The sequence below is a fragment of the Tomitella cavernea genome (assembly GCF_016599145.1).
Classification (GTDB): domain Bacteria; phylum Actinomycetota; class Actinomycetes; order Mycobacteriales; family Mycobacteriaceae; genus Tomitella; species Tomitella cavernae.
The window spans coordinates 1-22,402 of the sequence record NZ_JAENKO010000037.1 but is presented as its reverse complement, the minus strand read 5'-3'; the positions used below and the strand labels follow the sequence as shown (position 1 = coordinate 22,402).

The following is a 22,402-nucleotide window of genomic DNA, read 5'->3' as shown; positions in this document are numbered from 1 at the left end:
TCCGACAAACACCCGAGCACCGGTTCCCGCGGATCTCGCGGGAACCGGTGCTCGGTTCGGCGGGGCTGCTCGGCGCCGGTCAGCTCAGGTGGTGCACCTCCTGCAGCCCGTAGATGGGCGTGTCGATCCCCTCGTAGCGCGCCTTGAGCTGCAGCGCCAGGTACAGCGAGTAATGGCGCGACTGGTGCAGGTTGCCGCCGTGGAACCACAGGTGCTCCTGTCGGGTCGGCTTCCACATGTTGCGCTGCTCGCCCTCCCACGGCCCCGGGTCCTTCGTGGTGTCCGAGCCGAGGCCCCACACCTTGCCGACCTTGTCGGCGGTGGCCTGGTCGATGAGGTCGGCCACCCACCCGTTCATCGAGCCGTACCCGGTGGCGTAGACGATGACGTCCGCGGGCAGCTCGGTGCCGTCGTCGAGGATCACCGAGCCCTCGGTGATCTCGCGGACGCCGCCGCGGGCCAGCTTGATGTCGCCGTTCGCCACCAGCTCGGCGGCCCCGACGTCGATGTAGTACCCGGACCCGCGGCGCAGGTACTTCATGAACAGCCCCGAGCCGTCGTCGCCCCAGTCGTGCGCGAAGCCGGCCTTCTCCAGGCGCGCGTAGAAGTCGGCGTCGCGCTCGCGGATCTTGTCGTACACGGGGATCTGGAACTCGTGCATGATGTGGTATGGCATCGACGCGAAGGTGAGGTCGGCCTTGTGCGTGGTCATGCCCGCCGCCACCGCGCGCTCCGAGTACAGGTCGCCCAGTCCCAGCTCCATCAGCGAACCCGACTTGACGATGTGCGTGGACGAGCGCTGCACCATCGTCACGTCCACGTCGTTCTCCCACAGCGCCCCGCAGATGTCGTGCGCGGAGTTGTTGGCGCCGATCACGACGACCCGCTTGCCGGCGTACTGGTCGGGCCCCGGATGCCGGGACGAGTGGTGCTGGTCGCCGCGGAACCGCTCGGCCCCCGGGAACTGCGGAACGTTGGGCTTGCCGGACATGCCCGTCGCCATCACGAGGTGCTTCGGGCGCAGGGTCAGCGGCCGACCGTCGCGCTCCACGTGCACCACCCACTCGCCGGCCTCGTCGTCGTAGCGCGCCGAGGTGGCGGTGGTGGAGCACCAGTACGGCACTTCCATGACCTTGGTGTACATCTCCAGCCAGTCGCCGATCTTGTCCTTGGGCGCGAACACCGGCCAGTTCGACGGGAACGGCAGGTACGGCAGGTGGTCGTACCAGACCGGGTCATGCAGGCACAGCGACTTGTAGCGGCCGCGCCACTGGTCGCCGGGGCGCGCGTGCGAGTCGATGACGATCGCCGGCACCCCCAGCTGGCGCATGCGGGCGCCCAGTGCGATGCCGCCCTGCCCGCCGCCGACGATGAGCACGTACGGCTGGACCGCGTAGCCCAGGTCGCGCTCCTCGATCTCCTTCTCCTCCGCCCAGCTCAGCCGGCACTTGTCGGCGCCGTGCTTGGCCCCCATCGGGCGGGCGGCGCCCTGGCTCTCCTCGTGGCCCTTGAGCTCCTGGAGGGTCGTGAGCAGGGTCCACGCCTGGTCGGTGGTGCCGTCGGCGCCGTCGGCGTCGTCCATCCGCAGTCGCAGGTGCCCCTCGCACCGGCCGGTGGCCGTCTCGAAGGTGATCCACGCGGTGAGCACGCCGCCGTCCGTTTCCGGGGCCTCCGGCGACTCGAAGGTGCGCAGCCCCGACGGGTCCGTGCCGTCCAGGCGGGCGGTGAGCATGTCGGCGATCTGCCCGCGGCCCTCGACGGTCTTGAGGTTCCAGGTGAAGGCGACGAGGTCGCGCCAGTGGCCGTCGACGGCGAACATGCCGGCGGCCCGCGCGATGTCACGCTCTGCGAGCGCCGCCTCGAACGCGGCGAGCCAGGCGTCGACGCGCTGCTGCGGGGTGGCCGGCGCGGTGGGCTGAAGCTGGTATTCCGGCCGGGTGAGCATCTCGGTCATGATCGTCCCCTTCGGGTCGCGGGCGGTGATCTTCTGTGATCCACAGCACACTCCGATGGCTGCGTCGCGGCAACGGTTGCACGGGGTTGCACGAAGATCGCCCCACGCCGGACAATCGCGTATGACTGTGGTCCAGGACACAGGGTTCGCAGGCACAGGTTTCTCTTGTGCAGGCTCGGCGCGGCGACGGGATGATCGGTATGGGCGGTTTCAGCGCGGTGCAACCCGGCACCGACCTGCCCCGGTACGCGCACCGGCTGGCCCGGGTGCATGACGCCGTCCTCAGCGGGGCGGCTCCCTCCGACGCGCCGCGCGCCGTCGTCGCCCGCTCCTGGTCGAGGATGCTCGCGGCCGGCCGCACCGCCGACTCCGCCGCACACCGGCTACTGGCCGACCCGTCCGAGCTCGAGCGACGACGGGGCGCCAGCGCGTTGCGGTACGTCATCGGCGAGCTGCGCCTGGTGATCGAGGCCATCGCGGACGCGTCGCACATGCTGCTGGTGGTGGCCGACGCGGACGGCGTGATCCTCTGGCGCTCAGGCTCCGCGGCGGTGCGCCGGCACGCGGACCGGCTGGGTTTCACCGAGGGCGCCGAGTGGACCGAGCAGCGGGTGGGCACCAACGCCATCGGCACGGCGCTCACCGAGGCCGCGCCCGTGCAGCTGTTCTCCGCCGAGCACTTCGAGCAGTCCCAGCACCCCTGGTATTGCACCGCCTCCCCCATCCACGACCCGCGCACCGGCCGGCTGCTGGGGGTGGTCGACGTGTCCGGTCCCGCGATGACCCTGCATCCCACCGTGGTGGCGCTGGTGGAGACGGCGGTGCGCTTGGCCGAGTCCCAGCTGTGGCGCCACCACGAGCAGCGGCTGGAGCAGCTGCGGTCGTCGGCCGCCGCCGCGCTCGCCGGCAGGTCGGGGCCCGCGCTGCTCGTGGACACGGAGGGCTGGGTGGCGCAGTCGGACGGCGTCGGCATCAGCGGCAGAGTTCCGGTCCCCCACCCCGACAAGCCGATGCAGGTGCCGGGCATGGGAATGTGCCGGGCCGAGGAGGTGGCGGGCGGCTGGCTGATCCGCCCGACGGGGAGTTCATCGCGGATCGCCCTCACGTTGACTCTCACGGCCGAGCCCATCGTCTCCGGCGGCGGCCGGGCCGATGCCGGTGCCGCGGTGCTCACCGCGCGGCACGCCGAAATCCTTCTGCTGCTCTACGCCCGCAGGCCGGACGGCATGAGCGCCGCGCAGTTGAGCCGCGATCTTTTCGGCGACGCCGAGCACATCGTGACCGTGCGCGCGGAAGTCTCGCGATTGCGGCGGGTGCTCGGCGGCATCGTGCTGAGCAGGCCCTACCGGCTGGCCGACTCCGTGGAGCTGACCCTGGATCCGGCCGGGGCGGGGCGGGCGGCGGAGTCGCCGTTCGTGCAGCGCGTGGCCTGCCCCGGGGTGCGTGGGACGCTGGCGGGGTCGCGGTACTGACGTTGGGGCCTCCCGGTCCAAGCACCTCCTGCACCGCCCGAGAGCGCGTTCCCGGCGGATTCGGTGGAAACGATGCTCGACATCAGCAGACGGCGCCCCGGGCCGCAGTGCTCACCCCGAAACGCGCGCGCAATGGACACCCGTCTGCGAGACTCCGGGATACAGCTATCGACGGGCGGGGAGCAGCACATGGCGCAAGCACGGTTGATGGCACGGGCGGCCGGCACGAGAACGGCCCTGGCATTCAGTCTGGTCCTGTCCCTGGCCTTGACGCTGGTACTGGCGCTGTCACTCGGCACCGCCTCTCCCGCCGCGGCGCAGAGCCCGACGGACGGTCCGCTGCCGGTGCCGTTCGACATTTCGGCCGGGGTGCGCGCGGGCGTCTTCCCGGAGACCCCGCCGCCGGGCGCGAACGACTGGAACTGCCGCCCGTCCGCCGAGCACCCCTACCCCGTGGTGCTCGTCAACCCCACCGGCACCAATCAGGCGCTCGCGTGGCAGGCGGGCGCGCCGCTGCTCAAGAACGCGGGCTACTGCGTGTTCACCTTCAATTACGGCAACCCCGAGTGGATTTCGGAGATCCCGATCCAGGGTCTTGCCGACATCCCGTCCTCGGCGCGGACGCTGGCAGCCACCGTCGACCGCGTCCTGGCCGCCACCGGCACGGAGCAGGTGGATCTGGTGGGGCATTCGCAGGGTGGTGGCATCCTGCCGGACTATTACCTGACGCAGCTCGGCGGCGCCGCGAAGGTGCACACCAAGGTGGGGATCTCCCCGTCCACCGGCACGACGATGAGCGAGGTGGTGTATCTGCGGTCGCTGATCCCGCTGCTGGGCCCGGCGGTGTACGGCAGCCTGGCGCAGGCGACACCCGCGCTCACCCAGCAGGCGGTGGGCTCGCCGCTGATGCGGCAGGTGTACCCGTCCGGGCGGCCCACCGGCATCGACGGGGTGCACGTCTACAGCATCATCACCCGGTACGACGAGGTGGTGACCCCGTATGACCAGCAGTTCTACCGCGGCAGTGATGTCACGAACATCCTGTTGCAGGACGGGTGCGCCGCGGACCACTCCGAGCACATCTCCACCCTCTACAACGAGCGCTCGTGGCTGTTCGTCCTCAACGCCCTCGACCCCGCGCACGCGCAGCCGGTGCCGTGCTTCTACCAGGCGCCGTTCGCCCCCTGGGTGCACTGACGGGCGGGCGCCGCAACCGGCCTGGCACGGTCCGAGCACCTCCTGCACCGCCCGAGCGCCTGTTACCGGCCGATCCGGTGGAAACGGCGCTCGGAATGCGCAAGCCCGGCCCCCGCACCCCTACCGGAAGTCGCGTGACCGCGCGGCGATCCGCAGGTCGAGCGGTTCGAGCCGGTCGGCCACCACCGTCACCGCGCCGGAGGCGTTCTGCACCGTGCCCCGCACCACCAGCGCCGTCGCGGTGACGGCGAGCCGGCGGTGCCGCGCCCACAGCCCCGCCGAGCAGACCACGTTGACCATGCCGGTCTCGTCCTCGAGGTTGAGGAAGGTGACGCCGCCCGCCGTGGCGGGCCGTTGGCGGTGGGTGACGGCGCCGCCCACCAGCACCCGGTCGCCGTCTGGCACCGCGAGCAGCCCCGATGCCGGGACGATTCCGCGCTCGTCCAGCCACGTGCGGATGAACTCCGTGGGGTAGCTGTCGGGTGAGATGCCGGTGGCCCACACGTCGGAGGCGGCGAGTTCGAGCCGGCTCATGCCGGGCAGCGAGGGCGCCACCGCCACGGTGCCCAGGCCGGGGAGCCGTCCGGGTCGTTCCGCCGCGGCCGCGCCCGCCGACCACAGCGCGTCGCGGCGCCCCAGTCCCAGGCACCCGAACGCCCCCGCGGTGGCCAGCGCCTCCACCTGCGCCGTGGACAGTTCCACCCGCCCGGTGAGGTCGGTCATCGACGCGAACCCGTCGGCCGGCCGGGCCGCCACGATGTCCTCGGCTTTGTTCTTCCCCAGCCCGCGCACCGCGCCAAGCCCCAGGCGCACGTCCCGCCCCGCGTCCTCCAGCCCCGCCTCGACGCCGGACGCGTTGATGTCCACCCCGTGCACCACCACCCCGTGCCGGCGGGCGTCGGCGACGAGGGACTGCGGCGAGTAGAAGCCCATCGGCTGGGCCCGCAGCAGAGCGGCACAGAAGGCGGCCGGGTGGTGCAGCTTGAACCAGGCCGAGTAGTAGACGATGGCGGCGAACGACTGCGAGTGACTCTCGGGAAAGCCGAAATCGGCAAAGGCGCAGACCTTTTCGAAGATGCGGTCGGCCTTGTCCCCGGTGATGCCGTGCAGGCGCCGCATGCCCTCGTAGAAGCGTCCGCGCAGCCGCTCCATCTTCTCCGGCGAGCGTTTGGAGCCCATGGCGCGGCGCAGCCGGTCGGCCTCGGCGGCGGTGAACCCGGCGACGTCCACGGCCAGCTGCATGAGCTGCTCCTGGAACAGGGGGATGCCGAGGGTGCGGGCCAGCGCGTTCTCCATGGCGGGGTGCTCGTAGGTCACCGCCTCCTCGCCGTTGCGGCGGCGGATGTAGGGGTGCACCGAGCCGCCCTGGATGGGGCCGGGCCGGATGAGCGCCACCTCCACCACCAGGTCGTAGAAGGTGCGGGGTTTGAGCCGGGGCAGCGTGGCCATCTGTGCCCGGGACTCCACCTGGAACACCCCCACCGAGTCGGCCCGCCGGAGCATCGCGTAGACGGCCTCCTCCGCCAGGTCCAGCTGCGCCAGGTCCACGTGGACGCCCTTGTGCTCGGCCACCAGGTCGATGGCGTAGTGCAGCGCGGAGAGCATGCCGAGCCCCAGCAGGTCGAACTTGACCAGGCCCACCGCGGCGCAGTCGTCCTTGTCCCACTGCAGCACGGTGCGCCCTTCCATGCGCGCCCATTCGACGGGGCACACGTCGGCGACGGGGCGGTCGCAGATGACCATGCCGCCGGAGTGGATGCCCAGGTGGCGGGGGTAGTCCTCGATCTGTTCGGCCAGGTCCAGCACTGCGCCGGGGATGTCGGTGTCGGCGCGCAGGTCCTGGTCCTGCGACAGCCTCCCCCATCCGCGCACCTGTTTGCTCCACGCGTCCTGCTGCCCCTGGGAGAACCCGAGCGCCCGCGCCATGTCGCGCACCGCCGAGCGCCGACGGTAGGTGATGACGTTGGCCACCTGGGCCGCGTGGTCGCGGCCGTGCTTGCGGTAGACGTATTGGATGGCCTCTTCGCGGCGGTCGGATTCGATGTCGACGTCGATGTCGGGCGGGCCGTCGCGCTCGGGCGAGAGGAACCGTTCGAACAGCAGCCCCGCGCTCACCGCGTCCACCGAGGTGATGCCCAGCGCGAAGCACACCGCGGAGTTCGCCGCAGAGCCGCGCCCCTGGCACAGGATGCCGCTGCGCCGGCAGAAGTCGACGATGTCGTGCACCACCAGGAAGTAGCCGGGGAAACTGAGCTGTTCGATCACGGCCAGTTCGTGTTCGATCTGCCGGTACGCCACCGGGTTGCGTGCGGGGGCGCCGTAGCGGCGGGCGGCGCCGCGCACGGTCAGCTCGCGTAGCCAGGTGGCTTCGGTGTGCCCCGCGGGGACGTCGAACGGGGGCAGCCGGGGGGCGATGAGCCGCAGGTCGAAGGCGCACTCGCGCCCCAGCTCCGCCGCCCGGGCCACCGCGTCCGGGTAGCGGTCGAACAGCACGGCCATCTCGTCGCCGGAACGCAGGTGTGCACCGCCCACCGCGGGGAGCCAGCCGGCCGCGTCGTCCAGGCTGCGGCGCGCGCGGACCGCGGACATGGCCATCGCGAGGCGCCGGCGCCGGGGTGCGGCGGCGTGGGCGGCGGTGGTGGCGGCGGTGTCGAGGCGGTGGCGACGGGCCAGCGTGGCGAGCGCCTCGCACAGTTCGTCGTCCTGCGGGCCACCGTTGCGGGTGAGCTCCACGGTGACGCGTTCGCGTCCGAAACGCTCGGCCAGCCCGCCCAACGCGGCGTCGGCGGCGGCCAGCGCCGTGTCCGGGTCGGGGCTGGAGGCGAGGGCCCTGCGCACGTGGCCTTTGCGGCAGCCGGTGAGGATCTGCCAGTGCCCGCCTGCGGCCTCGGCGAGCCGGTCGAGGTCGAAGCGCGGGCGCCCCTTCTGCCCACCGGCCAGGTGCGCGGCGGCGATCTCGCGGGACAGGCGCCGGTAGCCTTCCTGGCCGCGGGCGAGCACCAGCAGGTGGGTGGCGTCGGGGTCCGGTCCGCCGTCGGCCCCGGCACGTTCGTCCGTCGCATCCAGGCCCAGCTCGGCCCCGAAGACGGTGCCCACGCCCAGCTCGGCGGCGGCCTCGGCGAAGCGGACGACGCCGTAGAGCCCGTCGTGGTCGGTGAGTGCTACCGCCTCCAGCCCCAGACGCGCCGCCTCCTCAACGAGCTCCTCCGGCGGGCTGGCGCCGTCGAGGAAGCTGAACGCGGAGTGCGCGTGCAGCTCCGCGTAGGGGGTGCCGGTGCTTCGCCGCGACGTGTCGGGCGGCAGGTACGGGGCGCGTTTGCGAGACCAGGCGGGGCTGTCGTTGCCGTCGCCGGGATGTTCCGCCCGACGCGCGGAGTTCCGCTCCGGTGCCGGATCCGACCCCGGCTGCGCCGACTCCGGCACCGGCCGGCCGGAGAGCACGCGTTCCATCTCCGCCCAGCTCGGTGGACCGTTGCTCCACCGATTGGCTCCACCCCACCCCACGGCTGTCCCCTTCCCGGACGACGCACGTCACCCGGGCCGCCGGGCTACCGCCCCGGCCGCCCGGGTGCACTGCCGTGGGGAAGACACGGAAGCGCAATAGAACACACATTCGATATAACGAATATAGCCTCGCCGCGCTTGCACGGTCAAGGCGGAGGCTCCGGGGAAAGGCGGGTCAGCCCGATTCCCCGGAAGGCGCAGCGGGTTCAGCGGGCGCAGCGGCCCCTGCCGCCTGCACCTCCCCACCCTCGGCGATCCAGCGGATACGGGGCGTGATCTCCTTGCCCAGCTCCGTATTGAGCCTGACCAGAATCCTGGCAGCCCTCTGACGCGCCTCGGGAGACCAGGCCGCCGGGCCACCCTCGCACTCTGCCATCACGCTCACCTCCACCACACCCATCCTCCCCTGGTTCTCATTCGAAGTCACCACCTGACCGCGGCGACACGAGCGCTGCGTCAAGAAATGCCGACGCGATCTTCTTCTCTTCACGCGACACCAGCGCCGACCTGCTCACGATGTCGATCGCGGAAAGACCGAGCGCGCTCGCGGCGGAGTTCATACTCACCGCCTGCTCGAACGCCCAGGTGAGCCGACGCCACAGCTCGGCCCGCCGGTCCGCGCGATCCTTCTGCCACAGGGTCACGATCACGCCGCCGAATCCGACCACCCCCACGATCACCGTCACCCACGCCTGCACATCCACGCCTCGACCCCCTCCCCTGACGGCGCTCCGGACACTACCGCCGCACGCCGACAGTTCCGCGTCGTCTTATGCTCGCCGGTGAACCGCGGGAAGGATCGTCTATGGGCATCGACACGGCGATCGTCTCCGCCTACCTGCGCCGCACCCGCAAGCCCCTCTACTCCGACGCCGAGCGCTACGCGCAGCACTTGCACCGCCCCAAGGCCGACGCGGGGCCGCCGCGGCGGTTGCGCAGGCGATGCGCGGTCGCCGAGCACACCGTCGAGGGGTTCCGGCACGTCACCGTCGCGCCGCACGCCGGGGCGACGAGCTCCGGGACGGCGGGCTCCGTCGTGCTGTATCTCCACGGCGGCGCGTACGTCAACGAGATCGCCCCGCAGCATTGGACGCTGGTCGGGATGCTCGCCCGGGCCGGTGCGGCGGTGCACGTACCTCTGTACGGCCTGGCCCCGCAGCACACGTTCACCGAGGCGTACGCGATGCTCGACGCTCTGTATGCGGACCTGGCCGTCGACGCCTCCGAGCTGACGATCATGGGCGATTCCGCCGGCGGCGGGCTGGCCCTGGGCTTTGCCCAGACACTCCGGGATTCCGCGCGTCCGCTGCCGCGCGCGCTCACCCTCATCGCGCCGTGGCTGGACATCGCCTGCCGGAACCCGGAGATCGACGCCATCGAGGTATACGACCCCTGGCTGGGCAAGGCGGGTGCACTCGTCGCGGGGCGGGGGTGGGCCGGCGGAGCCGATCCCGACGATCCGCGCCTGAGTCCCGTCCTCGGCAGCATGGCCGGCCTGCCACCGATCGACGCCTACTACGGAACCTTCGACATCACCTACGCCGACGCGCCCGCACTGGCACGCAAGTGCCGGGACGCCGAGACGCCACTGGACTTGCAGGTGGCCGCCGGTGCGTGCCACGTGCATCCACTGGTGCCGACCCGGGCCGGGCGTGCAGCACGGCGGCGGATCGTCACCCGCGCGACCGGGAACCCGTAGCACTCCGCAGGCCCTGCGCGACCGCCTCGTAAAAATCGGCCTGACTTCCCTCAAACCGATTGACTTCGTAACTACCCCGAAGTAGGGTCCCGCCGTAGGGAGTGAGATTCGACACATTGAACCGCTGGGGGTGTTATGCGGCTCACAACCTGTAGCCGCGCCGGAGATCCCGGCTGAACCGCCTTCCCTGACTGCCGCGGCCACCTTCATCCGCGGTCGGCCCATTCACATATTCCGCACCGGTCCGCCGGTTATTCGGCGTGCCCTGCGCACGAAAGGAAACCCATGGGTTCGAAAACTCTGCTCTACGTGATGGCGAATTCCATCACCGCGGTTCCCTTCATCGGGATTCTGCGGGCGTTTGCCTCGGTCGATCCGGCGTCCGCCGCGTTGGGGGACATCGATACCGCCAGCCAGACGTTCGCCGACGGAAGCCTGGCCAACGCGTGACGTCCACCTCGCCGTTCGGGAATCGCCCACACACCACCATCTACCTGCACTCAGGAAGGCCCGTTCATGAGCAGTAACCTGCCCTCCGTCATCGGCACGCTGCTGAAAGCGATCGTCGCCGGCTCCACCAGCGATTCCGCCGACTTCTGGAAGATCGAAACCTGGTCGGTGGAAGACCTCACCGCCGGCTCATTCGAGTAACCCGCGGCACGCCGCGGTCCGCGGCACAGCACCCCACACCCATCCCATCGGGAAAGGAACCCCCATGAAGACCAAGACCATGCGCCGGGCGCTCGGCACCGCCACCGCGGTTGGCGCGTCCGTCGCGCTCGTCGGCAGCGGACTCGCCGGCGCGGCCCCCAGCTCGGAGCTGTCCAGCGACTCGGGCGGATCGTCCGGGAGCAGCGGGTCGAGCGCGTCGGAGGCCAGCAACATCCCGATCGGATACGACAACTACGCCGATTGCCCCAAGGACAAGGTGACCGCACCCACCAAGCCCGGTGGACCGAACAACAGGGGCAGCTGCTACGACCTGTACGTCCGCTCGGGGACGATGAAGCTCGGCAACCTCACGGTGGACATTCCCGACGGCAGCATGAAGATCGCCGTCGGACAGAACTTCAAGGTCGATGAGAACGGCAATCCGATCCCGCTCGACCCCGGCCCCGGCTACGAACTGGCCTGGCTCGCGAAGGACGACGGGCACAACGGCCTGTACAGCAACGACGTGACCGTCCCGGGTGGCGCCTTGGGAACGAGCTCGTCGGAGAACTTCGCACTGACCGGCATCAAGGCAGAGGTCCAGGCGGTCGAGCCTCCTGTGGTCGACCTCCAGGAATCACGGTTGACGATGTCGATCCGCATCAAGCTCTCCAACCCGCTCCTCGGCGATTCGTGCTACCTCGGATCGGCCGAAAACCCGATCAACATCGACTTGAAGCCGACGTACGTCCCCCCTGCGCTGGAAAATGACCACGGTGATGGCGCGATGCTGACCGGACTCAAGAGCGTGGACAACAGCTTCTCCGTGCCTGGCGCTACGGGCTGCGGTCTCTTCGGCAGTCTGAACGGGATGGTCAATTCGAAGGCCGGTGCACCGTCAGCATCGGGACAGAACTCACTGACGACGGTGTCCGACGTCTACAACATCAACTCGCTACACCCGTCGTGGCCGCCCGTGCCGGTCACGACGCCCTAGCCAATCCGCCAGCAGAACGGGAGGAGGTTGCCCTTTACGCCGAACGTCAGCACAAGCTAGCAAATCACAAGAAAGGAAGTAGGACATGAAGTCAACTTCGAAAGCGAGACGGCTGCTCGCGGTCGTCGGCGGCACCTCTGCGCTGGTTCTGACAGCGGCCGGGATCGCCTCGGCTTCCACCGCCATCGACCACGCAGGCGACTCGATCCAGGCGAGTGCCACAGGAGACATCTTCAACCCTGGTGTCCAGATCGTCTCGGGCGCGTATGTGCTCAGCTGCGACAGCCTGGCCGCATCGGGGATGCGTACCCACGGGTAACGACGCCGCCAACCCCGGCTGGGTCGTCAACTCGGGCACCGGCGGCATCGATGTGCCGATCGACAACGTCGCGTTTACCAATTGCGATCTCAACGGCACCCCCGCCACGATCGCAGTCACCAACACCGCGGCGAGCCCGTGGCTGATCAACGTCAACCACGACTCCGGAAGCCCGATCGGCACGCTGAAGATCCCCGCCAATGGCGCAGTAGTGACAGCCGGTACGTGCACCATCGATGTCGACCAGTCCAGCGAGATCACTAACATCCCGTACAGCAATTCGACGGGAGTGGCCTCGGCAAGCAACAGTGGAACGATCAACTTCACGTCCACGAACACCGGTAGCACCCCGTGCCCGCCGTCTGGTACGGCCACGCTGACCGGCAATCTGCAGTTCGATCCGATCGTCCAGGTTCTGGATGCACCCCAGCCCTGACGATCGCGCGGGGTTGAGGTTCGCCCACTGACCCGCCCGGTGGCTGCCATTGGTACTGGCAGCCACCGGGCGGGGACGGGGCACTGAGGCCCCAACGGCCGCCGCGCGCGACCAACACCGGTCGCGCGCGGCGGCCGCGTTTCCGCCCCCAGCGCGCCCCTCGCGACCGCGCTGCCGCCAGCGTAACCGCGCGCACACATTCGTGCCGCGCGAGCGGCTCCGCACGGACCCCAGCCCCCTTCCCCGCAGACCCGTCACATCCGCGCGCCCGGCCTCGTCCTAGGTGCAGAACCCCATTCGATCCGCACCCTCCGGAGGAGCACCGCCATGCCGCGCATCCCCGCCGTCACCCCCGCCCAGGCCGGCCCCGTCGCCAAGCTCGCCTACCGCCTTGCAGCCCGCATGTACGGGGAGGTACCCGAACCGCTCGCCGTCGCGCTGCACCACCCGGGCATCGCCCGCACCAGCACCGTGCACGAGATGCTGGCCCAGCAGGCGTCCAAGAAGCTGCCCGCGAACATCCGCGACATCGCCGTCTACCGCACCGCCTGGACCATCGGCTGCTCCTGGTGCGTCGACTTCGGCACCATGGAACAGCGCCTCGCCGGCCTCGACACCGAGCGCCTCGCCCACATCGCCGACTACGCCACCTCGCCGCTCTACTCCGACGACGAACGCGCCGCCATCGCCTACGCCGACGCCATGAGCGGCGACGTCGCCACCGCCGTCACCGACGAGCAGGTGGCCGACCTCGAGGCCCGCTTCGGCCGCGACGGGCTGGTGGAGCTCACCTACCAGATCGCCCTGGAGAACTCGCGGGCCCGCATGAACTCGGCGCTCGGCATCCACGAGCAGGGATTCAGCACCGACGCATGCCGGGTTCCCTGGGCCGACGGCGCCTGACCGGCCGCAGCCTGACCCGATCCGAGCACCGCCTCCCGCAACACGCCGGGCCGACAGGCCGGTGGGCGGCGTAGGCCGTGCTCGGATCGGGCGGCGGAGGCAGTCTTCCACCGCAGTTATATCGATATTGATATATACTGACCGGGTGGAGCGGAACCGGGAGAAACCGATCCGATGGGTCGGCAGCGCCCTCGAAGACCTCCGGGATCTCACGACCGAGGCACAGGACGACCTCGGATACCAGCTGGGGCGGGTTCAGCTCGGCCTTGACCCTGATGACTGGAAGCCGATGAAGCAGGTCGGAGCAAGATGCCGAGAAATCCGGGTCCGCACCGCGAATGGAGCATTCCGTGCGTTCTACCTCGCCCGGTTCGAGCAGGCGATCTACGTGCTGCACTGCTTCCAGAAGAAGACGCAGAGAACCGCGCAGTCGGATATCGATCTGGGGCGGCGTCGATACGCAGCGGCAGCGGCACACGCGAAGGAGACGTCATGAGCCACAACGACATTATCGAAACCGCCTCGGTGTGGGACGCGATCAGCGACACACCCGAGGAATCGGCCAATCGTCGGCTGCGCAGCGAGCTCATGACCGCGATCCGTGGACAGATCGACCGGTTCGGGTGGTCGCAGACGGTCGCCGCGCAGAATCTGGGCGTGACCCAACCGCGACTTTCGGACCTGTACCGCGGCAAGCTGAGCAAGTTCTCGCTCAACGCGCTGGTCGATCTCGGGGGCAAGGTCGGTGTCCACGTGAGCGTGCGCATCGACACCGACGCGCTGACCCGCAGCTGACCCGGCCCGAGGACTCTGACGCACCGGGGGCGCCACGGGCTGAGCCGCAGCCTGCTGCGGGGGGGTAGGCGCCGGCTGCTGGACGACTGAACACGTCTCCGATCCGAGCGCCGCTTCCCCCGACACGCCGGGCCGACATGCCGATGAGGGCGATATCCGGTGCTCGGATCGGGCTCGGCCCCATTGCCCAGCCCGGCGCACAGGCTCAGCGCACGCCCCGCAGCTTCGCCGGGTTCGCCATGTCGTAGGCGGCCCAGACGGCCCCCTCGCGGACGGTGCAGGCGATGACGCGGCGGGCGATCGCGGGCCGCCCCGTCTCCGCATCCGCCGGGGCCCCGCGGTGCAGCAGCCCCGGCCGCCCGTTCACAAGCACCGGCTCCATCTCCAGCAGCCTGTGCGGCCCGTACATCCGCGCCAGGCCCAGCAGGAACCGCGCCGTCCTGTCCGGCCCCACGATCACGTTGGGCGCCGTGCGGGTGGTGCCGCCCGCGTCGCCGACGAACGTCGCCTGCGGATGCAGCACCCGCACCACCGCGTCCACCTCGCCGGAGGCGACCGCCGCGGCCAGCGCCTGCACGGCGGCCGCGTGCTCGCCGGCCGGCACAGGAGGCGAAGCCGAGGCCACCGTGCGCCGCGCCCGCGAGGCCGCCTGCCGCGCCGCCGCGGGCGTCACTGCCAGCATCGCCGCGATCTCACCGAAGGGGACGCCGAACCCGTCGTGCAGCACGAACGCCACCCGCTGCTCGGGGGTGAGGGTGTCGAGCACGATCAGCGCGGCCAGCCGGTTGTCCTCGTCGCGCACCACCTGATCGAGCGGGTCCTCGGGGCGCGCGCCGGACAGGGGCGTGACGATGGGCTCCGGCAGCCACTGGCCGGTGTACGTCTCGCGCCGCGCCACCGCCGAGCGCAGCCGGTCGAGGCAGATGCGGCCCACCACCCTCGTCAGCCAGGCGCGCAGGTCGTCGATGTCGGCCGGCCCGGCGCGGTCGAGGCGCAGCCACGCCTCCTGCACCGCATCCTCGGCGTCGGCGACGCTGCCGGTGAGCCGGTAGGCGGCCGAGAGCAGGTGGGCATGGTGCGCCTCGAACTCCGCGGCCAGCGCGTCGGAACCCATGAACCGAGGGTAGGGGGTTGGCGCCCGTCAGTGCCGCCGCAGCTGCGCCACGGCCAGGCCCGAGAGCACGTGCCCCAGCTCCCCCAGCGCCAGCACCCACTTGAGCGTGCTCACCGCCGTCACCACGCGCGTGCCCGCGTCGGTGACGCGCTCGCGGTGGTCGATGAGGTACCAGCCCGCGACGTTCTCGACGTAGTCGCACCCCGCCGACACCACCGGTGCCGCCATGAGGAACCGGCGCATCGACTCCGGCTGCGGCCGGCGCGCGTGAAGCGCCCGGGCTCCCGCCCGCAGCGCCATCGCGTAGAGGAAGGGATGCGCCATGTCGAGCGGGTAGTGGGCGCGGTAGCCGGCCAGCTCGCGGGGCGTCATCGAGTCGAGCACCTCGCGGTACCCGGCGGCGGAGGTGGCGGTCTGGATCTTCAGCAGCTTGGGCGCGGCGGAACCGAGAGTCCGCGCGATGTTCGCCTGCGACACCGCGTACACCGCCGCCCAGCCGAGGAACGCGCGCCCGGTGCGCCTCCTCGCGTCGGCGCCAGCACGACCTGCCACAGCATTCCCGTCAGCCATCCGTCGATCCTACGACCCGCGGGCCGGTGCGCGCCTATTCTTCCCGCACGGCCTTGCGAAGGTCCTTCATCAGCAGGAACAGTTGCAGCGGATCGACCGGGGAGGGATCGAACTCCGCCTGGGCGCAGTAGAACTTGCGCGCCGCGTCGTCTTTAGCGTGGATCAGCAGGGCCCGTACACCGATCTCGCCGGCGGCATTCGACACACGTATGAGGGCATCACGCAGCAGCCCACGCCCTAGCCCAGTTCCCTGATGTTCGGTGTGCACGGCCAGCCGGGCCAGAATGATCACCGGAACGGGGTGGCGCGGAACGCCCCTGCGCACGCGTGCCGGGGCGGCATCATGCTCCACGCCGCCGGTGACGAGCGAGTAGAAACCGACGACTTCTGGAGACCCTTCCGGCGTGGTCACGAAGGTCGTCGCCATGCCGGACTGCTGATTCGCCAGCGCGTAGCGCTGCAGCCACCGATCAAGGCTTCCGCTGCCGGACCGGAACCCGGACATGTCCGCTGCGGCGGTGAGTCGCCGCGGTGCGCGATACCGCGTCACGCCTGCGGCTCGAACGGCGGATCCTCGTGCAGCAACGCGCGCAGGCGCGGCTTTAGCACCGCCGGCCGATCGAGCTCCACGTGGAATGCCTGCCATGCGATGTCACCGATCGCGAAATGACGGCGGCCTGCGAGGACATCCTCGGCACGATCGGTGGCGCTGTCCAGGACGAACTCGCTCACGGTCTTGTGCGCGGACGCCGCCGCCTGCTGAATCAGCGCGGACTGCCGCGCGGTAGTGCGGAGGCTCAGGCGCCGGTCCCGCTTTCCCTCGACGGGCCCCGCCGCCTCTCCGCTCTTGTCCTCGTGCTGCATCGCCTGCACCGTCGTCTCTTCCCCCTGCAATTCTCCCCCGCCTTTCCATAATTCTTCCCGGCCGTTCCAGGCCACCCCGGCTCACTCACCCCTGATCGTACGCCTGATGTACACACATCGTCCGCACATCCGCTCCTCGACCAGGCCGCCGACTCGCACCGCGGCGGGCGCTGCGCCACAATCGCCGCATGCCTTCCGCACCGCGCCCGCGCCGCCCGTCCCGTGCCCGCAAGGACCTCTCCCGGCCCGGCCGCCCCCGGCCCGATCGCGCCCTACTCGACCGCGCCGCCGCGCCCGCCCTCGCCGCACTGCTGGGCGGGGCCGGTGCCCTGCACTTCGCGCGGCCCCGGTTCTTCGAGCCGCTGATTCCGCCGCAGCTCACCGGAGTCGCTTCGCGGCGCGACTGGGTGTACGCGTCGGGCGTGGGCGAGCTGGCGTGCGCGGTGGCCATCGCCGTACCGCGCACGCGCCGGGCAGGCGGGCTGGCGTCCGCGGCGCTGCTGGTCGGGGTGTTCCCCGGCAACATCCAGATGGCGCTCGACTACCGCCGGCGCAACCGCCCCGCGTGGCAGCAGGCCGTGGCCTACGGTCGGCTGCCGATGCAGGTGCCGCTGGTGCTGTGGGCGCTGCGGGCGGCGCGCGGCTGAGAGGTGAGCGCCACGGGTGAGGATTCCGACCCGGCTCGTGCCGGGGCGCGGGGAGCCCGAACTCTCCGCGCCGGTAGTCGTCCCGCCTGACCTCTCACCCGTACACCCCCTCCACCGTCCACTCCCCGCCGTGGCACAGCAGCAGCACCGCCGGGGCGCCGGAGGCCAGCACCTGTGCCCGGGCCGCCCGCAGCCCGGCGGCCGGATCCCACCAGAGTTCGTCCACCGGCCACGGCCCCGCCCAGCCGGTGACCGCCCGGGAGCGCCCCCGCCATACCAGCACGGCCGGTGCTGCGGTGAACAGCCCCCGGCCCGTCACCCCCACGGGATCGCCCGCGGCGTCGAGCAGCCCGGCGTCTTCTGAGAGCAGCGTCGACGGCGACGGCGCCGGCAGCCGCCCCGGCCACGGCGCGGACGGGTCGCGGGCCGGGAGCGGCTGCTCGCCCCAGGTCAGCAGCGTCACCCGCTCGCCCGGCCCCCGCCCGCCGGAGAGCACCCCGGAGAGCACGGCCTCTCCGCCCAGCAGGCCCTGCACGCGCGAGGCCGCGCGCCGGGCCCGATCCCGTGCCTCGCCCGCGCCGCCGAACAGCCCCCGCTGCAGCTCCCCGGCCCCCGCCACCTCCACCGGCTCCAGGCGCAGCAGCGTGATCGGGCCGGACGGGCGGGCCGCGTTCCGGCCGCTGAGCCAGCCGTCCATCTGCCAGCGCACCCGGTCGGCCGTCGCGTCGGGCGTGAGCGGCTCGGCGCAGCGCCACGTGCGGTCGTGCTCCTCGCCTTCCGCGGTGGCCGCGTGGATCGCGAGCCGCGTGCAGGCCACCCCGGCCGCGGCGAGCGCGGTATGCAGCCGCTCCGCCAGACGCCGCCCCGCGAACGCGGCCATGTCCACCCGGTCGATCGGCGGGTCGCACCGCGTCTGCACCGTCAACTCCGCGGGCACCGCGCGCGGCGCGGGAAGCCGGCCGGGCTCCGCGCACGCCATCCGGTGCGCCACCACCGCGTCGGCGCCGAACCGGGAGGCGACGTCCGCCCGCGGCAACTCCTCGAAGGCGCCCAGAGTCCGGATCCCCATGCGCTGCAGCAGGTCCACCAGCTCGGCACGCTCGGGTGCGGACAGGCTCGGCTCGTCGGTGAGCGCCGACACCGGCAGCGGCGCTAAGAACCGGCGGTCCTCCCCCGCCGCCACATGCCGCCCACGCTTGGCCGCAACCACCGCGGTGGCCAGGGCGTCGGCGATCCCCACCTGGCATTCGACGCCCGCCGCCGCGACCGCGTCGATCAGCGGCTCGGCCACCGCGTGCTCGCCGCCGAAGTACCGGGCGGCCCGGTGCGCCGACACCACCACCAGCCCCGGGCGCAGGATCTCCACCCCCGGCACCAGCGCCGACACCGCGGCCACCACCGGCTCGAACAGCCGGGCGTCCTTGTCCACGTCCAGGTCGGCGACATGCAGCTCCGGGCACCGCGCCTGCGCCTCACGCTTGCGCAGCCCCCGCCGCACGCCCCGCGACCGGGCCACCGCCGTGCACGCCACCACGCGGCTCGCGTGTAGCACCGCCACCGGGTCCGACGGCTGCAGGTCCTCGTCCGCCGCCGCGGCCACCGCCGGCCAGTCCGGGCACCACAGGGCGAGGATCCTCGTGGAGCCGGAACCACGCACCCCGCCGGGATCACGCGCCACGGCGGCCCTCCTCCGCACGCGCCGCGCGCACAGGTTCCGCGTCCGCCTCCCAGCCCATGAGCCCGTGCTGGTGGCGCAACACCAGCCGGGTGCCGCGCGCGGGGAAGGCCCTGCCGTGGGCACGCACCGTCAGTCCCATCCCCTGCACCCGGCCGTGCCCCTGCCCGAGCCCCTCGTAACCGTTCACCTGCGCGTCGACGCGCACCTCGGCGCCCTCCCACTCGCCGCCGGTCACCACCAGAGCGGTGCCCTTGCTGCGGGCGCGGGCCACCACCGCGCGCGAGCGGCTCGGCGGCACCCTCGCCCCGTCGAGGTCGAGGACCACCAGGTCCATGCCGTCGAGCAGCACCGCCGCCACCCCGATGCGGTCGTCCCCCGGATCCGGCACCAGCGCGATGCGGCCCAAGTCCGCGCCCATCTCCACCGCCGCGAGCAGGCCCAGGCCCCGGTGCCCCACCACGGCCGCATACCCGCCCTCCGCAGTGACCCGGGCCAGCAGCCCGATGAGCAGCGACCGGGAGCCGGTTAGCGCGGTGACGGAGCCGCGGGTGACGCCGCCCGCCGGCAGCACCTCCGCCAGGCCCGGCAACGCGACAAGGAGGTCGCGAGCGTCGGAGCGCCCCGAGCCGGCTGGGCGGTTCCGCGGAACCGTCGTGCGCGCCGGGGCGGGGGCCGGGTCTGAAATCGGGGCGGGGGCCGGCTGCGGAGTCACGACCGGGGCAGAGTCCCGGCTCCGGTCGACCAGCGACGGGACCGCCGCCATCCGCCGTCGCAGGTGCGCGATCGTCTCGGCCCGGGTCTTGTCGGACCCCCCGTCTAGCGTTCTCTGCGCCGGCGACAAACCCGTCATCGCACACTCCTCCCACATTCCGCACGGCCATGCCCGGCCGGGGATCGCGGGGAAGACGCGATCTCGCACTCAAGCCATTTCGACGGTGAACCGGACCGCCCGCACCCCGTCGCCCGCAGGCACCGTATGCGAACACCAGTTCGATGTTCATTCCAGTAAAGCGCGACGCGCCCGCACCGTCAAACCCCCAGGCCGGAAGCACCGGAGAGGCGGCGCGGCCACCCATGCCCCGCCCGGCCCGCACCCCTCGCCGCGCGGGGCGTTTTTCGGTGCCCGCCGGCGGAAAACCACCGAAATCCATACCGAGCGACGAACGCCGCCGCCCGCACGGACACGGCGCACGCGGGCGATCCCGCCCTGCCGTCAACCATCAGTTGACGGTCGAATATCGTCAACCTATTATTGACGCATGAACACCGCCAGGACCCCTATCACCGGCACCGTGCGCCTCGACGACCTCATCGCGGCCATCGCCCAGTCGCACACCGACCCCCTCGAACAGCTCATCGACGCGGTGCTGGCCGCGGACCACCTCAGCGAGGTCGCGGACCACCTGATCGGCCATTTCGTCGACCAGGCCCGCCGCTCGGGTGCCTCGTGGACCGAGATCGGCGCCAGCATGGGCGTGACCAAGCAGGCCGCGCAGAAGCGGTTCGTCGCCAAGCCTGCCGCCGGGTTGGACGCGGGCGCGGGCTTCAGCAAGTTCACCCCGCGCGCCCGCAACGTGGTGGTGGCCGCCCAGAACGAGGCCCGCGCCGGCTCCCACGACCGGATCACCCCCGCCCACCTGACCCTGGGTCTGCTCACGGAGCCCGGTTCGCTGGCACTCCACGCGCTCGCCGAGCAGGGCGTCACCCCGGAGAAGATCCGCGAGGCCGCCACCCGCGCCCTGCCGCCCGCCTCCGACGAGGTGCCCGCGCTCATCCCCTACGACGACGACGCGAAGACGGCACTGGAGCACACCTTCGCCACCGCCCAGCGCATGGGGCACGACTACGTCGGCACCGAGCACCTGCTGCTGGCGCTGCTCGAACACCAGCCGGACGGGCCGCTCGGCACACTCGGCGTGGACCGCGCGGCGGTGCAGCAGTACGTCGCCGAAACGCTGCAGCGCATCGTCGCGCAGCGCGAGGACGGGGGCGACGGCCGGGACGGGGACGACGCGTAGGCCCGGATCTCCGCCGCCCGGGGTGCCCGTCCGCGAGACGATTGCCGAGTGGGGCCGTCCACGGCGCTCTTCTGCGGAAAAGCACCCGACACGGCCCCACTCGGAGTGGGCCCGGCCACCAACCACCCGGCGCACCGGCCCGCGCGCGCTTATCGTCGACCCGTGACGGACACGCCCCCGCCCCCGCCTCCGCGCGCCCTGCGCCTGCCCGCGCTCGGCCGCATGTCCCCGCGCGACCCTCGGGAGGAGGGCCGCGGCTCCTCGCCGCTGGAGCTGCTGTTCGACCTGGTGTTCGTGGTGGCGGTGAGCCTGGCGTCGGCGGCGTTCCACTCGGGCGTCACCGACGGCCGGGTGGGTTCCGCCCTGACCGGCTACGCCATGGTGTTCTTCGCCATCTGGTGGGCGTGGATGAACTTCACCTGGTTCGCCAGCGCCTACGACTGCGACGACGCCCGGTACCGGCTGACGACGCTGGTGCAGATGGCGGGCGTGCTGATCCTCGCCGCGGGCATGCCGGACGCCATGGCGGAACGCGACTTCATGCTCGTCGTCATCGGCTACGTGGTCATGCGGATCGCGATGGTCACGCAGTGGCTGCGGGCGTCCCGCGCGGACCCGCGGCGCCGCCGCGTCGCCCTCACCTACGCCTGCGGCATCACCGCCGTGCAGGCGCTGTGGGTCGCGTGGCTGTTCGTCCCCGGCGCCTGGCAGGTCCCGTTGTTCGTGGTGTTCGCCGCGTGCGAGCTGGCGGTGCCCGCGCTGGCCGAGCGCCGCGACCCGACGCCCTGGAACCCGGAGCACATCGCCGACCGCTACGGTTCGTTCACGCTGATCGTCCTGGGCGAGACGATCCTGGCGTCGACGAATGCGATCATCGTCGCCCGCGATCAGGTGTCGGGCCCGGGCACCCTGATCGTCGTGAGCGCGAGCGCGCTCGTGCTGGCGGGCTCGGTGTGGTGGTTGTACTTCGACCGCCCGCAGCACCACCTGCTCGACCGACTGTCGATGGCGCTGCGCTGGGGGTACGGCCACTATTTCGTGTTCGGGGCGGTGGCCACCATCTCCGTGGGCATCGGGGCGGTGCTGGACTACGACGTGGGCGCGACGGCGCTCTCACACACCGCGTCATCGGCGCTCGTCACCGTCCCGGTCGCGCTGTTCATGGTCATGTTCTGGCTGCTGTCGCTGCGGCACCGCCACGACCGCCCACTCGACGCGGTACTGCTCGCGGGGGCGGCCGCCGTCGGATTCTCGGCGCTGCTGCCGCACGCGCTGCCCGTCGCCGCCGTACTGACCTGCGTGGTCACCGCCGCCGCCACCCGCCGTGCGCGCCGGGTCGACGCGGCCTGCCAGGACGGCGAAGCGCCCAGCTGAACCCCGGCGCGGCATCCGGGCTCGTTCTCGCCGCCGCGGCCGGAGCCGGGCCGGGATGACCGGGGAACGCCTCGCCGGAGCCCGGTTGAGCGGGCGCTGACGGCGGTCGCGCGCCGCGCACTACGCTCGACGCATGCGATGGACCCTCTTGCGCCGCACCGGCGGCCGCGCACACCGCACCGCGCGCACCGTGGCGGCCGCCGCGGCGCT

At 71.7% G+C, this 22,402-nt stretch carries 24 protein-coding genes; 14 read left to right on the top strand and 10 right to left on the bottom strand.

What is annotated here, in order from left to right:
• Positions 1-79: 79 nt before the first annotated feature.
• Positions 80-1,954 (bottom strand): flavin-containing monooxygenase, encoded by a 1,875-nt coding sequence (locus tag JJ683_RS13060; RefSeq protein ID WP_200174711.1) that lies wholly within the window; start codon positions 1,952-1,954, stop codon positions 80-82.
• A 200-nt stretch (positions 1,955-2,154) separates the two neighbouring features.
• Between JJ683_RS13060 and JJ683_RS13055 the strand changes: the two genes are divergently transcribed.
• Positions 2,155-3,426, top strand: coding sequence for a helix-turn-helix domain-containing protein (locus JJ683_RS13055; protein ID WP_200174709.1), 1,272 nt, complete (start codon positions 2,155-2,157; stop codon positions 3,424-3,426).
• 189 nt (positions 3,427-3,615) lie between these two features.
• The gene (locus tag JJ683_RS13050; RefSeq protein WP_242474688.1) at positions 3,616-4,623 is read left to right on the top strand and encodes an esterase/lipase family protein; all 1,008 of its coding nucleotides are present in this window, start codon (positions 3,616-3,618) and stop codon (positions 4,621-4,623) included.
• A 120-nt stretch (positions 4,624-4,743) separates the two neighbouring features.
• On the opposite strand, the gene JJ683_RS13045 is transcribed toward JJ683_RS13050, so the two are convergent.
• From JJ683_RS13045 to JJ683_RS13035, 3 genes are all read right to left on the bottom strand, one after another.
• Positions 4,744-8,073 (bottom strand): error-prone DNA polymerase, encoded by a 3,330-nt coding sequence (locus JJ683_RS13045; RefSeq protein WP_200174742.1) that lies wholly within the window; start codon positions 8,071-8,073, stop codon positions 4,744-4,746.
• Positions 8,074-8,302: 229 nt separating this feature from the next.
• On the bottom strand, positions 8,303-8,503 hold the full coding sequence (locus tag JJ683_RS13040) for a hypothetical protein (RefSeq protein ID WP_207280202.1): 201 nt from the start codon (positions 8,501-8,503) through the stop codon (positions 8,303-8,305).
• 37 nt (positions 8,504-8,540) lie between these two features.
• Complete coding sequence (locus tag JJ683_RS13035; protein ID WP_200174706.1) at positions 8,541-8,831, bottom strand: hypothetical protein; 291 nt, start codon at positions 8,829-8,831, stop codon at positions 8,541-8,543.
• A 101-nt stretch (positions 8,832-8,932) separates the two neighbouring features.
• On the opposite strand from JJ683_RS13035, the gene JJ683_RS13030 reads away from it, so the two are divergent.
• The 9 genes from JJ683_RS13030 to JJ683_RS12995 all read left to right on the top strand — a co-directional run bounded on the left by JJ683_RS13030 (position 8,933) and on the right by JJ683_RS12995 (position 13,927).
• On the top strand, positions 8,933-9,826 hold the full coding sequence (locus JJ683_RS13030; RefSeq protein WP_200174704.1) for an alpha/beta hydrolase fold domain-containing protein: 894 nt from the start codon (positions 8,933-8,935) through the stop codon (positions 9,824-9,826).
• 285 nt (positions 9,827-10,111) lie between these two features.
• Positions 10,112-10,276, top strand: coding sequence for a hypothetical protein (locus JJ683_RS13025; protein ID WP_182359248.1), 165 nt, complete (start codon positions 10,112-10,114; stop codon positions 10,274-10,276).
• A 66-nt stretch (positions 10,277-10,342) separates the two neighbouring features.
• Positions 10,343-10,477, top strand: coding sequence for a hypothetical protein (locus JJ683_RS19455; RefSeq protein ID WP_277952134.1), 135 nt, complete (start codon positions 10,343-10,345; stop codon positions 10,475-10,477).
• Between the two features lie 64 nt (positions 10,478-10,541).
• Positions 10,542-11,474, top strand: a complete 933-nt coding sequence (locus JJ683_RS13020; protein WP_200174703.1) for a hypothetical protein — start codon at positions 10,542-10,544, stop codon at positions 11,472-11,474.
• Positions 11,475-11,559: 85 nt separating this feature from the next.
• Positions 11,560-11,793 (top strand): hypothetical protein, encoded by a 234-nt coding sequence (locus tag JJ683_RS13015; RefSeq protein WP_200174702.1) that lies wholly within the window; start codon positions 11,560-11,562, stop codon positions 11,791-11,793.
• Between the two features lie 52 nt (positions 11,794-11,845).
• Entirely contained in the window at positions 11,846-12,229 is a 384-nt protein-coding gene (locus tag JJ683_RS13010) for a hypothetical protein (RefSeq protein WP_200174701.1), read from the top strand.
• A 327-nt stretch (positions 12,230-12,556) separates the two neighbouring features.
• The gene (locus tag JJ683_RS13005) at positions 12,557-13,132 is read left to right on the top strand and encodes a carboxymuconolactone decarboxylase family protein (protein WP_200174700.1); all 576 of its coding nucleotides are present in this window, start codon (positions 12,557-12,559) and stop codon (positions 13,130-13,132) included.
• Between the two features lie 145 nt (positions 13,133-13,277).
• The gene (locus JJ683_RS13000; protein WP_200174699.1) at positions 13,278-13,628 is read left to right on the top strand and encodes a type II toxin-antitoxin system RelE/ParE family toxin; all 351 of its coding nucleotides are present in this window, start codon (positions 13,278-13,280) and stop codon (positions 13,626-13,628) included.
• Positions 13,625-13,927: a helix-turn-helix domain-containing protein gene (locus tag JJ683_RS12995; RefSeq protein WP_182346126.1), complete on the top strand. Its 303-nt coding sequence runs from the start codon at positions 13,625-13,627 to the stop codon at positions 13,925-13,927. Before JJ683_RS13000 ends, JJ683_RS12995 begins: the two co-directional genes overlap by 4 nt.
• A gap of 205 nt (positions 13,928-14,132) precedes the next feature.
• On the opposite strand, the gene sigJ is transcribed toward JJ683_RS12995, so the two are convergent.
• The 4 genes from sigJ to JJ683_RS12975 form a co-directional block, all read right to left on the bottom strand.
• Positions 14,133-15,041 (bottom strand): RNA polymerase sigma factor SigJ, encoded by a 909-nt coding sequence (sigJ, locus tag JJ683_RS12990; protein WP_200174698.1) that lies wholly within the window; start codon positions 15,039-15,041, stop codon positions 14,133-14,135.
• Between the two features lie 27 nt (positions 15,042-15,068).
• Positions 15,069-15,611 carry a hypothetical protein gene (locus JJ683_RS12985; RefSeq protein ID WP_242474687.1) on the bottom strand — a complete coding sequence of 181 codons (543 nt, stop codon included), beginning with the start codon at positions 15,609-15,611 and terminating at the stop codon, positions 15,069-15,071.
• 34 nt (positions 15,612-15,645) lie between these two features.
• Positions 15,646-16,038 carry a GNAT family N-acetyltransferase gene (locus JJ683_RS19140; RefSeq protein ID WP_235686464.1) on the bottom strand — a complete coding sequence of 131 codons (393 nt, stop codon included), beginning with the start codon at positions 16,036-16,038 and terminating at the stop codon, positions 15,646-15,648.
• Between the two features lie 119 nt (positions 16,039-16,157).
• Positions 16,158-16,550 (bottom strand): type II toxin-antitoxin system TacA family antitoxin, encoded by a 393-nt coding sequence (locus JJ683_RS12975; RefSeq protein ID WP_200174695.1) that lies wholly within the window; start codon positions 16,548-16,550, stop codon positions 16,158-16,160.
• Positions 16,551-16,663: 113 nt separating this feature from the next.
• Here JJ683_RS12975 and JJ683_RS12970 point away from each other — a divergent pair, with 113 nt between their 5' ends.
• Complete coding sequence (locus tag JJ683_RS12970; RefSeq protein ID WP_242474686.1) at positions 16,664-17,122, top strand: DoxX family protein; 459 nt, start codon at positions 16,664-16,666, stop codon at positions 17,120-17,122.
• 94 nt (positions 17,123-17,216) lie between these two features.
• On the opposite strand, the gene JJ683_RS12965 is transcribed toward JJ683_RS12970, so the two are convergent.
• Together JJ683_RS12965 and imuA' are read right to left on the bottom strand one after the other, a co-directional pair.
• Positions 17,217-18,800 (bottom strand): DNA polymerase Y family protein, encoded by a 1,584-nt coding sequence (locus JJ683_RS12965; protein WP_307810912.1) that lies wholly within the window; start codon positions 18,798-18,800, stop codon positions 17,217-17,219.
• Entirely contained in the window at positions 18,790-19,650 is an 861-nt protein-coding gene (gene imuA' / locus JJ683_RS12960) for a DnaE2-dependent mutagenesis accessory factor ImuA' (RefSeq protein ID WP_200174694.1), read from the bottom strand. Before imuA' ends, JJ683_RS12965 begins: the two co-directional genes overlap by 11 nt.
• 409 nt (positions 19,651-20,059) lie before the next feature.
• Between imuA' and JJ683_RS12955 the strand changes: the two genes are divergently transcribed.
• Both JJ683_RS12955 and JJ683_RS12950 read left to right on the top strand, forming a co-directional pair.
• Positions 20,060-20,818, top strand: coding sequence for a Clp protease N-terminal domain-containing protein (locus tag JJ683_RS12955; RefSeq protein WP_200174693.1), 759 nt, complete (start codon positions 20,060-20,062; stop codon positions 20,816-20,818).
• Positions 20,819-20,980: 162 nt separating this feature from the next.
• Complete coding sequence (locus JJ683_RS12950; RefSeq protein ID WP_200174692.1) at positions 20,981-22,192, top strand: low temperature requirement protein A; 1,212 nt, start codon at positions 20,981-20,983, stop codon at positions 22,190-22,192.
• The last annotated feature ends 210 nt before the right edge of the window (positions 22,193-22,402 follow it).

Excerpts from the sequence above, each read along its gene's own strand:
- JJ683_RS12970 (WP_242474686.1), top strand. The coding sequence starts at position 16,664 with ATGCCTTCCGCACCGCGCCCGCGCCGCCCGTCCCGTGCCCGCAAGGAC.
- JJ683_RS19140 (WP_235686464.1), bottom strand. The coding sequence starts at position 16,038 with ATGGCGACGACCTTCGTGACCACGCCGGAAGGGTCTCCAGAAGTCGTC.
- JJ683_RS13020 (WP_200174703.1), top strand. The coding sequence starts at position 10,542 with ATGAAGACCAAGACCATGCGCCGGGCGCTCGGCACCGCCACCGCGGTT.
- JJ683_RS13030 (WP_200174704.1), top strand. The coding sequence starts at position 8,933 with ATGGGCATCGACACGGCGATCGTCTCCGCCTACCTGCGCCGCACCCGC.
- JJ683_RS12955 (WP_200174693.1), top strand. The coding sequence starts at position 20,060 with ATGAACACCGCCAGGACCCCTATCACCGGCACCGTGCGCCTCGACGAC.
- JJ683_RS12985 (WP_242474687.1), bottom strand. The coding sequence starts at position 15,611 with ATGGCTGACGGGAATGCTGTGGCAGGTCGTGCTGGCGCCGACGCGAGG.
- JJ683_RS12995 (WP_182346126.1), top strand. The coding sequence starts at position 13,625 with ATGAGCCACAACGACATTATCGAAACCGCCTCGGTGTGGGACGCGATC.
- JJ683_RS13015 (WP_200174702.1), top strand. The coding sequence starts at position 11,560 with ATGAAGTCAACTTCGAAAGCGAGACGGCTGCTCGCGGTCGTCGGCGGC.
- imuA' (WP_200174694.1), bottom strand. The coding sequence starts at position 19,650 with ATGACGGGTTTGTCGCCGGCGCAGAGAACGCTAGACGGGGGGTCCGAC.
- JJ683_RS13055 (WP_200174709.1), top strand. The coding sequence starts at position 2,155 with ATGGGCGGTTTCAGCGCGGTGCAACCCGGCACCGACCTGCCCCGGTAC.
- JJ683_RS13005 (WP_200174700.1), top strand. The coding sequence starts at position 12,557 with ATGCCGCGCATCCCCGCCGTCACCCCCGCCCAGGCCGGCCCCGTCGCC.
- JJ683_RS13045 (WP_200174742.1), bottom strand. The coding sequence starts at position 8,073 with ATGGAACGCGTGCTCTCCGGCCGGCCGGTGCCGGAGTCGGCGCAGCCG.
- JJ683_RS13050 (WP_242474688.1), top strand. The coding sequence starts at position 3,616 with ATGGCGCAAGCACGGTTGATGGCACGGGCGGCCGGCACGAGAACGGCC.
- JJ683_RS19455 (WP_277952134.1), top strand. The coding sequence starts at position 10,343 with ATGAGCAGTAACCTGCCCTCCGTCATCGGCACGCTGCTGAAAGCGATC.
- JJ683_RS13060 (WP_200174711.1), bottom strand. The coding sequence starts at position 1,954 with ATGACCGAGATGCTCACCCGGCCGGAATACCAGCTTCAGCCCACCGCG.
- sigJ (WP_200174698.1), bottom strand. The coding sequence starts at position 15,041 with ATGGGTTCCGACGCGCTGGCCGCGGAGTTCGAGGCGCACCATGCCCAC.
- JJ683_RS13025 (WP_182359248.1), top strand. The coding sequence starts at position 10,112 with ATGGGTTCGAAAACTCTGCTCTACGTGATGGCGAATTCCATCACCGCG.
- JJ683_RS13040 (WP_207280202.1), bottom strand. The coding sequence starts at position 8,503 with ATGGCAGAGTGCGAGGGTGGCCCGGCGGCCTGGTCTCCCGAGGCGCGT.